We start from the raw sequence: 13,026 nt of genomic DNA on the forward strand, positions 1-13,026 counted from the left end.
CGCAGTTTTGCGGCGGCGCAAAAGGACCCCCGGCGGGGCGCAGGCGGCGTGGCCATGAGCGGGTGAACGCGGCACGCACGATGGCAGACGCGGCAATGAACACTGCGCACCTCGCCCATTCGCAACTGGAGCGGGAGACTGGATGTGCTTCATCAAATCATCGACCGCAGGCTAGCCGGAAAGAACAAGAGCATTGCTAACCGCGAGCGCTTTTTGCGCCGCGTGAAGAACTATATTCGTCACGCCGTTTCGGAAGCGGTGCGTGACCGCAGCATCAAGGACATACAGAGCAACCAGAGCATCACCATTCCGCGCAAGGACATCGCAGAGCCGTCGTTCCGGCACGGCCCCGGCGGCAAGCGCGAAATGGTTCACCCAGGCAACGAGGACTATATTCGCGGCGACCGCATTCCGCGTCCACAGGGCGGCGGCGGCGGTGGCGGCAGCCAGGCGAGCAACGAGGGCGAAGGTCAGGACGACTTCGTGTTCGAACTCTCCCGCGAAGAATTCATGCAGTACTTCTTCGACGACCTCGAACTGCCGCGCCTCGTCAAAACCCATCTCATGGCCGTGCCAACGTGGAAGAGCATCCGCGCGGGCTGGGCTGCCGAAGGCACGCCGAACAACATCGATGTCGTGAGATCGCTGCGCAGCGCGCTTGGCCGTCGCATCGCGCTCGGCGCGCCGCTCGTCAACGAACTGCACGAACTCGAGGAGCAGCTCGAAGCGCTCAAGGCCGACCCGGCCGACCGGCGTGAAGAAATCGCGCGGCTCGAAGAGCAGATCCATCACCTGCGCGGGCGCATCTGGCGCATTCCGTTCATCGACCCGTTCGATCTGCGTTACGTGAATCGCGTGAAGCAGCCGCAACCGTCGAGCCAGGCCGTGATGTTCTGCCTCATGGACGTGTCGGGCTCGATGGACGAGCAGCGCAAGGACTTGTCCAAGCGCTTCTTCATCCTGCTGTACCTGTTCCTCAAGCGCAATTACGAAAAGATCGAGGTGGTCTTCATTCGCCACCACACGCGCGCCGAGGAAGTGGACGAGGACACCTTCTTTCATTCCACCGAAAGCGGCGGCACGGTCGTGTCGAGCGCACTGGAGCTGATGAAAAAAGTGATCGAGGACCGTTATTCGCCAAGCGACTGGAACATCTACGGCGCACAGGCTTCGGACGGCGACAATTGGACTGACGATTCGCCCAAATGCCGCAAGATTCTCGCGGATGACATACTGCCGCAGGTGCGCTATTTTGCGTATATTCAGGTCACGCCGGAGGAGCAGAACCTCTGGCTCGAATACGCGCAGCTCGCACTCACCGAACCGCATCTGGCGATGAAGAAAGTCGACACCGCGGCGGACATCTACCCGGTGTTCCGGGAGCTTTTCGAAAAGCAGGTGGAACACTCATGACGACACGCCACCTGCACAATGAGGCGCGCGGCTACCAGCCGGAGCGCCGGAAGACGAGCGGCCACGAAAAAGGGCATCATGGCGAACACGGTGACGAGCGCAAGCCCGGCCACCATGAAGACGCCGAAGCGCCCGGACATGCCGCCGGGGCTGCTCGCCACAAGGAGCATGGGCTCGCCCAGCAAAGGGAAGTGCAAATGAACGTAGCCGACAAACGGCCGTTGCCGTGCCCCTCCGACTGGACCTTCGAACTCATCGAGGAGTACGACACTCATATCTCGCATGTTGCAGAGCAATACGAACTGGATGTTTATCCGATCCAGCTCGAACTGATCAGCGCCGAGCAGATGATGGACGCCTATGCGTCCGTCGGCATGCCGGTGAACTATCGCCACTGGTCATTCGGCAAGCACTTTCTCTCCACCGAAAAGAGCTATCGCCGCGGCCAGATGGGCCTCGCCTACGAGATCGTCATCAACTCCAACCCCTGCATCGCGTATCTCATGGAAGAGAACACGATGACGATGCAGGCGCTCGTGATCGCGCACGCCGCGTACGGGCACAACTCGTTCTTCAAGGGCAACTATCTGTTCCGTCTCTGGACGGACGCGCACGCCATCATCGATTACCTCGTGTATGCGAAGAATTACATCGCCGAATGCGAGGAGCGTTATGGTCTCGACCGCGTGGAAGAGTTGCTCGACTCGTGCCACGCGCTCATGAATTACGGCGTAGACCGCTACAAACGTCCGCAAAAGCTATCGCTCGAACGCGAGGCCGCATTGCGCCGGGAACGCGAGGCTTATCTGCAGTCCCAGGTCAATGAACTATGGCGCACGCTGCCGAAGCAGCAAATGCCCGTTGCCGAGGAGATCGACGAGCGCTTTCCGCCGGAGCCGCAGGAAAACCTGCTGTATTTCGCCGAAAAGAACTCACCGCTGCTCGAGCCGTGGGAGCGCGAAGTCATACGCATCGTGCGCAAGATCGGGCAGTACTTCTATCCGCAGCGGCAAACGCAGGTCATGAACGAAGGCTGGGCCACATTCTGGCATTACACGCTGCTCAACACGCTCTATACGCAGGGCAAGCTCGAAGACGGCTTCATGATGGAGTTCCTGCATTCGCACAGCAACGTGATCTATCAGCCGCCGGTGACGAAGCCGTATTACAGCGGCATCAATCCGTATGCGCTCGGCTTTTCGATGATGAGCGACATTCGCCGCATCTGCGAGAACCCCACGGAGGAGGACCGCAAGTGGTTCCCCGAGCTGGCCGGCAGTCCGTGGCTCAAGGCGCTGCACTATGCCATGCGCAACTTCAAGGACGAGAGCTTCGTGGCGCAATACCTGTCGCCGCATCTGATCCGTGAAATGCGGCTCTTTTCGGTGCTCGACGACGACATGCGCGACGCACTCGAAGTCTCGGCCATCCACGACGAAAGCGGCTACCAGTACGTACGCCAGGCGCTCTCGCGTCAGTACGACATGCATCACCGCGAACCGAATATTCAGGTGTGGTCGGTGAACACGCGCGGCGATCGTAGCCTCACGCTGCGTCACTTCATGAGCGACAATCGCCATCTATCGGGTGACACCGACGAAGTGCTGCGCCACATGGCGCGCCTCTGGCAGTTCGACGTGTTCCTCGAAAGCGTGGATGAGAACGGCACGGTACGAAAACGCTACGAATGCCGTTATATGCCGCCGCCGATTCGGGTATAGCCATCGCGCTGCGTGACGCGGTTGAGCGGATCAGTCATGAGGCCAGCCTGCGGGCTGGCCTCTTTCATTGATGCGCGAGCAACGACGTTGCAATCGAACACGTACTGGAACGCGCCCGCGCGCTAACATACTGCGCCAGTGAACCCGCAGCTAAAAAAACACCGCCCGCAGAGGCGGATTTCGAAAGGATGGCGTAATGGCGTTTGAACTGTTTCGCGGCGTGCGTCCGCTGTCTCGTGCGTCTGCATTACGTGATGCGCTCGCCGGCGTGCAGCTTGCCTCGATGAACGTGCCGCAACTGCTTGGCTATGCGCGCATCGCGGGCATGCCTGCCGTCACCGGTCTGTACACAGGCTTTCTGCCGCTCGTTGCGTTTGCACTCTTTGGCGCGTCGCGCCATCTCGTGGTTGCCGCCGATTCCGCCACGGCCACCATTTTCGCGAGCCGTCTCACGACCATGGCAGCGCCTTCGAGCGCTGAGTATGTCGCGCTCGCGGGCATGACCGCCTTGCTCACGGCCGTGATGTTGTTGATCGCACGCCTGTTTCGGCTCGGCTTTCTCGCGGACTTTCTCTCGCGCACCGTCCTCGCAGGTTTTCTCACGGGCGTGGGCATGCAAGTGGGCGTGGCGATGCTCGGCGACATGCTTGGCATTACTGTCAATTCACGCCGCACGGTCCTGCAGATCAAGCAGATCGTCACGCAACTGGGCACGATTCACTGGCAGACGCTTGCCATCGCCGCGGTGGTCGTGGCGGCGATTCTGGTCTTCAAGACGTACCGGCCGCGCTGGCCGGTGCCGCTCGTCGCCGTGGCGGGCAGCATCGCCGCGAGCGCCATGCTGAACTTCGCGGCCCACGGCATTTCGGTGATCGGGCCAGTGCAGGGCGGCTTGCCGCGCCTGAGCTTTCCCGCGGTGGGCTGGTTCCAGATGATCGATCTGCTGCAGGTGGCGGCGTCGTGCTTCGTCATCATCGTCGCGCAAAGCGCCGCCACGAGCCGCGCGTTTGCCGAGCGCTACGGCGAGCGCACCGACGAAGACACCAATCTCCTCGGCCTCGCGGCGGCCAATGCGGCGGCTTCGATGAGCGGCGCGTTCGTCGTGAACGGCAGCCTCACGCAGACCGCCATGGCCGATCAGGCCGGCGCGCGCAGCCAGTTCGCGCAGCTCGTGTTCGCGGGCGTCGTGCTCGTGGTGCTGTTGTTCTTCAGCCACCTGCTGCAATATCTGCCGCACTGCGTGCTGGCCGCGATCGTCTTCACGATTGCCGTGGGGCTCGTGAACATTCGCCAGCTGATCGACATTCGCCGCGAAAGTCCCGGCGAATTCCGGCTCGCGGTGACGACGGCGCTCGCCGTCGTCGTGATCGGCGTGGAGAACGGTATCCTCATCGCGATCGGCCTGTCGTTACTGCGCCACGTGCGCCATAGCTACCGGCCGCACACCATGGTGCTCGTGCCGAACGACGAGGGGCACTGGCTGCCCGAGCCCGCGCAAGCGGGCCAGCTCACGGCGGCAGGGCTGATCGTCTATCGCTTCGGTGCGGACCTGTTCTATGCGAACGACCATTTGTTCGTCGACGAACTGCGCATGCTGATCGATCGCGCGCCGTCGCCCGTGCACTGCGTGGTCGTGGATGCGGGGGCGATCACCGATCTCGACTATTCCGCGGGGCGCTCCGTCATCGACCTCTGCGCGGAACTCGCGGAGCGCGGCGTGAAGGTGATTTTCGGGCGCGTGAACCGCTATCTGCTTTCGGACATGGATCGGCATGGCATCACGGCCGTGGTGGGCCGTGCGAACATCTTCCCGACCCTGCACGAAGCGCTCGCGGCGGTGCGTCCCGAACTGGAGTCGCGCTCGGATGCGTGACGCCCGTGTAGCCATGCTACAAGCCAGACGAGCGTGTAGTGCGGAAAACGTGTGAAGCAGCTACATAATAACGTCCATAAAAACCCCGATTGCCCGCCGGAATTCGCCGCTGCTATTGTGCGCCTCAAGCGCTGTGGAAGCGCTTCCACTCCAACCTGATCCGGCTACCCAGAACGCCGGTGACTTCCGCGCAGGAGGCTTCGTGACTCAGGACACCGCATTGCCGCATTCCGCCGCCGCAGTTGCCGACGATCCTTTCACTCCGCCCGCCAGCTCTGCACTGTGGCGCAGCGACTTCCTCCTGGGCGCGGCCACGGCTTCGTATCAGATCGAAGGCGCCATTCACGAGGACGGGCGCATCCCCTCGATCTGGGACACGTTCAGCGCCACGCCGGGCAAGGTGCTCGCGGGCGACACGGGCGCCGTGGCCTGCGACCACTATCACCGTTGGGAGTCCGATCTCGATCTGCTCGAGAGCCTTAACTTCGAGGCCTATCGCTTTTCGATCGCGTGGCCGCGCGTCATGGACGAGGCGGGCCGGCCCAATGCCAAAGGCATCGCCTTCTACAAGCGCTTGCTGGAGCGCCTGAGGGAGAAGGGCGTGCGCACCTTCGCCACGCTCTACCACTGGGACCTGCCGCAGCATCTGGAAGATCGCGGCGGCTGGCTCAATCGCGACACCGCATACCGCTTCGCCGACTACGCCGACCTCATGAGCCGCGAACTGTCCGGCCTCGTCGACGCATGGATGACGCTCAACGAGCCGTGGTGCTCGGCGTACCTCGGCTACGGCAACGGCCATCACGCGCCGGGCCTCGCGAACGGCCGCTATGCCACCCAGGCGATGCATCATCTGCTGCTCGGCCACGGCCTCGCTACCGGCGTGCTGCGCGCGAACGATCCGGGCTCGACCAAGGGCATCGTGGCGAACGTGGGACGCGGCACGCCCGATTCCTCGTCGCCGGAAGATGTGCGCGCCGCACGCCGCTTCGAAGTGCAGCACAACGCGTGGATTCTCGATCCGCTGCTCAAGGGCGCGTACCCCGAAGAACTCTTCGAGCTGTGGCCGGGCACCGAGCCGCTCGTGCTCGAAGGCGACATGAAGACGATCTCGGCGCCGCTCGATTTCCTCGGCATCAACTACTATTTCCGCACCAACGTGAAGAGCGACGGCGCGCACGGCTTCGTCGAAGTGCCGCTGAAGGACGTCGAGCGCACGCAGATGGGGTGGGAGGTTCACCCCGACGGTCTGCGCGACCTGCTGATCGGTTTCGGTCGCACCTACGAGAACCTGCCGCCGATCTATATCACCGAGAACGGCATGGCTTCGGACGACCGCGTGAGCGAAGGCGAGGTCAACGATACGCAACGCATCTCGTTCCTCAAGCGCCATCTCGCCGCGGTGGACGCCGCGATCAAGGCGGGCGTGGACGTGCGCGGCTATTTCGTCTGGTCGCTGCTCGACAACTTCGAATGGGCGTTTGGCTATGAGCGGCGCTTCGGCGTCGTGCATGTCGATTACGACACTCAGGTTCGCACGCCCAAGCGCAGTGCGCAACTCATTGCGCATTTCATCGCGCAGCGGCGCGCGCTCGACGGCGCTTGATGGCACATCAAGGGCGCTTGACAGGGTTACCGAGCAAGGGCAACAACTAGCGTGACAACCACGGCAGGGCATGCGACGCTCGGGCATGCCGTACGACGCGCCGTGGCCGACGAAATTTCCAACCCAAAAGCTTTTGCAGACCAACCCGGAGCAACCGGAGCCCTGCATGGGCCCGACGCCGGTGCCGAAAGCACTGACGCCAGGCGACAGCTGAAGCGCCAGCTCCGGATCGACAGGAGACGCAATGAAGCACAACGCACCCGTTCTGCGCGGCATCGTGGCCGCTCTCGCGCTGGCCGGCGCGCTCGCGGCCCACGCCGCGGAGCCGCTGAAGGCCAACGTGATTCACTGGTGGACGTCGGGCGGCGAGTCGGCCGCGATCAAGCAGTTCGCGCTTGCCTACGATCAGGCGGGTGGGAAGTGGGTGGACAACGCGATCGCCGGTGGGGACCAGGCGCGCGCAACGGCAATCAACCGCATCGTGGGCGGCGATCCGCCCACCGCTGCGCAGTTCAATACGTCCAGGCAGTTTCACGATCTCATCGACCAGGGACTCCTGAACAATGTCGATGCGGTCGCAACGAAGGAGAACTGGAGCACCAGCTTCCCTGAATCGATTCTCACGGCGATCAAGGTCAAAGGGCACTACTATGCCGCGCCCGTGAACATTCACATGCAGGACTGGTTCTTCTATTCCAAGCCCGCGTTCGCCAAGGCCGGGATCAAGGGCGAACCGCAGAATTTCGACGAACTCTTCGCCGATCTCGACAAGCTCAAGTCGGCTGGGGTGATTCCGCTCGCGCTGGGTGGTCAGGCATGGCAGGAGAAGATCACCTTCGACGCCATCTTCGCCGACATGGACCGCGATCTCTACATGAAGGTCTACCGCGACCGCGACGCGAACGCCGTGAATTCGCCCGCGTTCCGCAACGTGCTCACGACCTTCAAGCGGCTGCATAATTACGTGGATCCGGGCTCGCCTGGCCGCAACTGGAACGACGCCACGGCGCTCGTGATTTCCGGCAAGGCGGGCATGCAGATCATGGGCGACTGGGCCAAGGGCGAGTTTTCGGCCGCGAACCAGGTGGCGGGCAAGGACTTCGGATGCTTCCCCGGTTTTCCGAAGTCGCCGTACATGATCGCCGGCGACGTGTTCGTGTTCCCGAAGACCGACAATCCCGAGCAGGTCAAGGCGCAGCAACTGCTCGCCACGGTGATGACGTCGCCGGCCGCACAGGTCGCGTTCAACCAGAAGAAGGGCTCGATTCCGATTCGCCCCGACGTGGACACCTCGGGCTTCGACATCTGCGCGAAGGAGGGCATGACGATCATGAAGGACAAGTCGCGGCAACTGCCGAATCCGGAAATGCTGATTCCGCCTGATGTCCAGGGCGCGCTGCAGGACGTCATCACGAACTTCTGGAACAAGAACCAGTCGGCCGAAGACGCGCAGAAAGCCTTTGCCACGGCAATCCAGAGCTGAGCGCAACCATGTACGCCGCCAAGCTGCACCCGGCCAAACGCCAAGCGGGGCAAGTGCGCAGCGCGCGCCCCGCGCGGCGGCGGCTCTCGCTCGCCGCCTGGATCGCGCTCGCGCCGATGGCGGCGACGGTCCTGTTCGCGTATCTCGGCACCATGCTGTGGACGGCGCGCGTCTCGCTCAGCCTCTCGCGCTCGCTACCCACCAACACCTTCGCGGGCGTGACGCAGTACGTGCGGCTCTTCGAGAACGACCGCTGGATCCTGTCGCTGCAAAATCTCGTGATCTACGGCCTGTGCTTCATCGCGGCGTGCCTCGCGATCGGGCTACTGCTCGCGATCTTCATCGACCAGCGCGTCGTGGCGGAAGGCGCGCTGCGCACGGTGTTTCTCTATCCCTATGCGATGTCGTTCGTCGCAACGGGCCTCGTCTGGCAGTGGATCCTCAACCCCGAACTCGGCGTGCAGGCCGTGCTGCGGCACATGGGATTCGAGCACGCGCGCTTCGACTGGATCGTCACGCAGCGCTTCGCGATCTACACGCTCGTGATCGCCACCGTGTGGCAGGCCTCGGGTCTCGTGATGGCGCTGATGCTCGCGGGGCTGCGCGGCATCGACGACGAAATATGGAAGGCCGCGCGCCTCGACGGCATTCCGCGCTGGCGCGTGTACGCGAGCATCGTCGTGCCGATGCTCAAGACCTCGCTTTCCACGGCATTCGTGCTGCTCTTCGTGATGGTCGTGAAACTTTACGACGCCGTGGTCGCGATGACCCAGGGCGGCCCCGGCACCGCGAGCGAGGTGCCGGCGAAATTCATCATGGATTACCTGTTCAATCGCGCGAACATCGGGCTCGCCTCGGCAGCGTCGATCGTGCTGCTCGCTACGGTCCTCGCGATTCTTGCGCCATTCTTCTACGCGCGCAGCCGCGCGGCGCTCAGAGGAGACCGGGCATGAGCACGCCTTTGGCCGATTCGCTGCGTCCCGCGCCCGCTTCCGCGCGTGCGGCGCAAAAGCGGCGCAAGCCGCGCAGCCGCTTCACGCCCGCGCGGCTCGGCGTCTATGCGTTTCTGTTCACGGCGGCGCTGTTCTTCCTGCTGCCGCTCTATGTGATGCTGGTGACTTCGGTCAAGCCGATGACCGAGATCCGCCTCGGTCATCTGCTCGCACTGCCGGTGCAGTGGACGCTCGCGCCGTGGCGCGACGCGTGGTCCTCCGCGTGCACGGGGCTCGACTGCAGCGGCATTCGCGTGGGCTTCTGGAATTCGGTGCGCATCGTCGTGCCGAGCACGGTCATCTCCATTGCCGTGGGCGCCGTGAACGGTTACGCGCTGTCGTTCTGGCGGCCGCGCGGCGCGGGCGTGCTGTTCGGCATTCTGCTCGCGGGCGCGTTCATTCCCGTGCAGGTGATGGTGTACCCGCTCGTGCGCGTGCTGGCCTTCGTGCATCTGTTCAGCTCGCTGCCGGGCATCGTCCTGATACACACGATCTTCGGCATGCCGGTCATGACGCTCCTGTTCCGCAACTACTATGCGTCGTTGCCACAGGAGCTGTTCAAGGCCGCGCGCATCGACGGCGGCGGGTTCTGGCGCATCTTCATGCAGCTCATGCTGCCGATGTCGGTGCCGATCATTGTCGTGGCGATCATCATGCAGGTCACCGGCATCTGGAACGACTACATTCTCGGCCTCGTGTTCGCGGGCACGAGAAACCTGCCGATGACGGTGCAGCTGAACAACATCATCAACACGACGACCGGCGAGCGTATCTATAACGTCAACATGGCCGCGACGATCCTCACGTCGGCCGTGCCGCTCGCGATCTACTTCATTTCGGGGCGCTGGTTCGTGCGCGGCATCGCCTCGGGCGCGGTGAAAGGCTAGGAGCAGGGCATGGGCAATCTCACGAACGTTTCCGTACGCAACCTGCGCATCGACCTCGGCGCGAACACGGTGATCGACGAACTGGATCTCGATGTGCGCGCAGGCGAGTTCGTCGTGTTGCTCGGGCCTTCGGGCTGTGGCAAATCCACCTTGCTGCACAGCATCGCGGGCCTCGTCGACGTGACCGACGGCAGCATCGAGATCGGCGGCGAGGACATGACGTGGGCCGACCCGAAGGATCGGGGCGTGGCGCTCGTGTTCCAGTCGTACGCGCTCTATCCGACCATGAACGTGGAGCGCAATCTCTCGTTCGCACTGCGTATCAATGGCACGCCGAAGGCGGAGATCGACCGCCGCGTGAAGCGCGCCGCCGACATGCTGCAGCTCGGGCCACTGCTTTCGCGCAAACCCGCGCAGCTCTCGGGCGGCCAGCGCCAGCGTGTGGCGATCGGGCGCGCACTCGTACGCGAGGCGGACGTGTTCCTGTTCGACGAGCCGCTCTCGAATCTCGACGCCAAGCTGCGCACCGAATTGCGCCGCGAACTCAAGCAGTTGCATCAGCAACTCGGCGCGACGATGATCTACGTGACGCACGACCAGGTCGAGGCGATGACGCTCGCCACGCGCATGGCGGTGATGAAGGGCGGGGCGATCCAGCAGTTCGGCACACCGGCCGAAGTCTACGCGCGCCCAGAGAACCTGTTCGTCGCGACCTTCCTCGGCGCGCCGCCGATGAACCTGCTGCGTGGCAGGCTCGAAGCCGACGAAGGCCGGCTGCGCTTTCGCGGGTCAGGCCTCGACGTGGATGTGTCGGCTTACGCGTTCAAGGGCACGCCGGATCCGACACGCCCCTGCGTGCTCGGCGTGCGCCCGGAAGACGTGCGTGCAGGCGGTGCAGTGCGCCCGCACGAGGCGTCGTGGGAAGGCCACTTGACGCTCGTGGAGCCCATGGGCAATCATCGTGTCCTGTGGATCGAACATCAGGGGGGGCAGATCGCGTCGATCGATCAGCACAAGACGCCGTTGGCGAGTGGGGCGGCGGTGCCGTTCTCCATCGACGGTGCGCATGTTTCGCTATTCGACGAAGAAACCGGCGCACGCATTTGATGCATACAACCGATAAAGACAGAGAGGCCAGGAACGTGGCGACCCTGAAAGACGTGGCGGCGTTGGCCGGCGTGGGCCTTTCGACAGCTTCGCGGGCGATATCGGGCAACGGCCCGGTGTCGGCAGAAGCAGCCGCGCGCGTGCAGGCTGCGATCGAACAGCTCAATTTCCGGCCTTCGTCCATCGGGCGGGCGATGGCCACGAAGTCGCTCGGCATCATCGGTATCTTCGTACCGACGTTTTTCGGCTCGTACTACGGCACTATCCTGAAGGAAACCGACACGCAGCTGCGCGCCGTGCGGCGTCATGTGGTGGTGGCCACCGGTTGCGGTGAAGCCTCGCCGCGCGAGCAGGCCATCGAGGCCGTGCGCTTCCTCATCGGCCGCGATTGCGACGGCGTCGTGGTCATCAGCCACGATCTGTACGACGACGACCTGCAGATGCTGCACGCCATGCACCCGCGCATGGCCTTCCTGAACCGCTCATTCGATCAGTTACCCGAAGCATCGTTTTGCGCCGATCACTTTCACGGCGGCGAGATGGCAGCCCGCACGCTCATCGAGCACGGCCATCGCGAGCTTGCGGTGATCGGCGGCCCGTCAACGTCCTCGGACAATGCGGCGCGTCTGCATGGTTTTTTCGCCGAGCTGGCGCGTCACGGCATCGAGCGCAGAACCGTGCCGCATATCGTCTCGGACTTCTCGCCCGAGGGCGGCTATGTGGCGGCCGGGACGCTGCTCGAACGCAAACATCGCTTCACCGGGCTTTTCTGCGCGAACGACACGATGGCCATGAGTGCGCTCGCGCGTCTGCAGCAGGCAGGGTTGCGCGTGCCCCACGACGTTTCGGTGATCGGCTACGACGACGATTATTCGGCGGCCTACATGGCGCCTGCGCTGACCTCGGTGCACATTCCCACAGCGGAGCTCACGCGCAATGCGGTGCGCTGGCTCATCAACCAGTGCTACGGCACGCAGTGGCCGATCGAGCGCACGTTTCCCGTAAGCGTGACGCTGCGCGATTCGGTGGCGCGGGCGAAGTAACGCGCGCGTCCCATGCAACGAGCAGCAGCGCTGGAGTCGAAGGTGAGGCGGGCGCACCCGGGAGACGGCAAGTCGCGTAAAATCGAACGCATTCCCAATCCCCACGTTTTCCATTCATGCCCGCGCAAGACCCGGCTGGTACGGTCAAGAAAGAAGAAGGCGTCGCTGTCATCGACCGCGCGTGTGCCATCCTGTTTGCGTTTCGCCCCGGAGACAGCGCGCTCACGCTCGCCGAACTCGCAGCGCGCACGGGCCTCTATAAAAGCACGTTGCTGCGGCTGGCCGGTGCGCTGATTCAGCATCGCCTGCTGCTGCGCCTCGACGACGGCCGCTACCAGCTCGGCCCCGCCACGTTCGCGCTGGGCGCGCTCTATCAGCGCGGTCTCAACATGGGCGACATTCTGCTGCCGCTCATGCGTGAACTGGCCGCGGCGAGCGGCGAGAGCGTTTCGTTCTACGTGCGTGACAACGCGGTGCGCGTGTGCCTGCATCGCGTCGATTCGCATCATGTGGTGCGTCACCATGTGCGAGAGGGCGACGTGCTGCCGCTCGAAAGCGGATCTGGCGGCCGCGCGCTGCTGGCATTCGGCGGCGAACCGGGCGAGCCGTTCGAGACCATTCGCCACGACTTCTACTGCATCTCGATCGGTGAGCGCGACCGCGAAACCGCCGGCGTGTCCATGCCCGTGTTCGGCGTTCACGACACCTTGCGTGGCGTGCTCACGCTCGCCGGGCCGAGTTCGCGTATCGACGCGGCGTTCGTCGAGCGTCATCTCGACGCGCTGTTCGAGTGCGCGATACGCGCTACCGACGCGCTCGGCGGCGACTCGCGCGCGCTGCGCGCCGCCCAACGTGCGCACGCCGCGCACGCACGTCAGGACGCCTGAAGCCACGCGCGGCT

General features: G+C 63.8%; 10 protein-coding genes. All 10 read left to right on the top strand.

From position 1 onward, the window contains the following. Positions 1–144 precede the first annotated feature (144 nt). The 10 genes from BFD71_RS18305 (at position 145) to BFD71_RS18350 (ending at position 13,012) form a co-directional block, all read left to right on the top strand. Complete coding sequence (locus BFD71_RS18305; RefSeq protein ID WP_069265702.1) at positions 145–1,413, top strand: YeaH/YhbH family protein; 1,269 nt, start codon at positions 145–147, stop codon at positions 1,411–1,413. Further along, the gene (locus tag BFD71_RS18310) at positions 1,410–3,134 is read left to right on the top strand and encodes a SpoVR family protein (RefSeq protein ID WP_069265703.1); all 1,725 of its coding nucleotides are present in this window, start codon (positions 1,410–1,412) and stop codon (positions 3,132–3,134) included. Before BFD71_RS18305 ends, BFD71_RS18310 begins: the two co-directional genes overlap by 4 nt. 196 nt (positions 3,135–3,330) lie before the next feature. Further along, entirely contained in the window at positions 3,331–5,007 is a 1,677-nt protein-coding gene (locus tag BFD71_RS18315) for a SulP family inorganic anion transporter (RefSeq protein WP_069265704.1), read from the top strand. A 202-nt stretch (positions 5,008–5,209) separates the two neighbouring features. Further along, entirely contained in the window at positions 5,210–6,613 is a 1,404-nt protein-coding gene (locus tag BFD71_RS18320) for a GH1 family beta-glucosidase (RefSeq protein ID WP_069265705.1), read from the top strand. Between the two features lie 244 nt (positions 6,614–6,857). Then, the gene (locus BFD71_RS18325; RefSeq protein WP_069265706.1) at positions 6,858–8,096 is read left to right on the top strand and encodes an ABC transporter substrate-binding protein; all 1,239 of its coding nucleotides are present in this window, start codon (positions 6,858–6,860) and stop codon (positions 8,094–8,096) included. Between the two features lie 8 nt (positions 8,097–8,104). Then, positions 8,105–9,049 (top strand): carbohydrate ABC transporter permease, encoded by a 945-nt coding sequence (locus BFD71_RS18330; RefSeq protein WP_069265707.1) that lies wholly within the window; start codon positions 8,105–8,107, stop codon positions 9,047–9,049. Continuing rightward, positions 9,046–9,975, top strand: coding sequence for a carbohydrate ABC transporter permease (locus BFD71_RS18335; protein ID WP_069265708.1), 930 nt, complete (start codon positions 9,046–9,048; stop codon positions 9,973–9,975). Before BFD71_RS18330 ends, BFD71_RS18335 begins: the two co-directional genes overlap by 4 nt. A gap of 9 nt (positions 9,976–9,984) precedes the next feature. Next, entirely contained in the window at positions 9,985–11,082 is a 1,098-nt protein-coding gene (locus BFD71_RS18340; RefSeq protein WP_069265709.1) for an ABC transporter ATP-binding protein, read from the top strand. A 35-nt stretch (positions 11,083–11,117) separates the two neighbouring features. Next, on the top strand, positions 11,118–12,125 hold the full coding sequence (locus BFD71_RS18345; protein WP_176732901.1) for a LacI family DNA-binding transcriptional regulator: 1,008 nt from the start codon (positions 11,118–11,120) through the stop codon (positions 12,123–12,125). 116 nt (positions 12,126–12,241) lie between these two features. Next, positions 12,242–13,012, top strand: coding sequence for an IclR family transcriptional regulator (locus BFD71_RS18350; RefSeq protein WP_069265711.1), 771 nt, complete (start codon positions 12,242–12,244; stop codon positions 13,010–13,012). Positions 13,013–13,026 lie beyond the last annotated feature (14 nt).

It is taken from the genome of Paraburkholderia nodosa, from assembly GCF_001718195.1.
Taxonomy (GTDB): Bacteria; Pseudomonadota; Gammaproteobacteria; order Burkholderiales; family Burkholderiaceae; genus Paraburkholderia; species Paraburkholderia nodosa_A.

Bases quoted from the DNA above. Each gene is read 5' to 3' on its own strand.
- BFD71_RS18350 (WP_069265711.1), top strand. From the start codon at position 12,242: ATGCCCGCGCAAGACCCGGCTGGTACGGTCAAGAAAGAAGAAGGCGTC.
- BFD71_RS18330 (WP_069265707.1), top strand. From the start codon at position 8,105: ATGTACGCCGCCAAGCTGCACCCGGCCAAACGCCAAGCGGGGCAAGTG.
- BFD71_RS18340 (WP_069265709.1), top strand. From the start codon at position 9,985: ATGGGCAATCTCACGAACGTTTCCGTACGCAACCTGCGCATCGACCTC.
- BFD71_RS18335 (WP_069265708.1), top strand. From the start codon at position 9,046: ATGAGCACGCCTTTGGCCGATTCGCTGCGTCCCGCGCCCGCTTCCGCG.
- BFD71_RS18315 (WP_069265704.1), top strand. From the start codon at position 3,331: ATGGCGTTTGAACTGTTTCGCGGCGTGCGTCCGCTGTCTCGTGCGTCT.
- BFD71_RS18310 (WP_069265703.1), top strand. From the start codon at position 1,410: ATGACGACACGCCACCTGCACAATGAGGCGCGCGGCTACCAGCCGGAG.
- BFD71_RS18325 (WP_069265706.1), top strand. From the start codon at position 6,858: ATGAAGCACAACGCACCCGTTCTGCGCGGCATCGTGGCCGCTCTCGCG.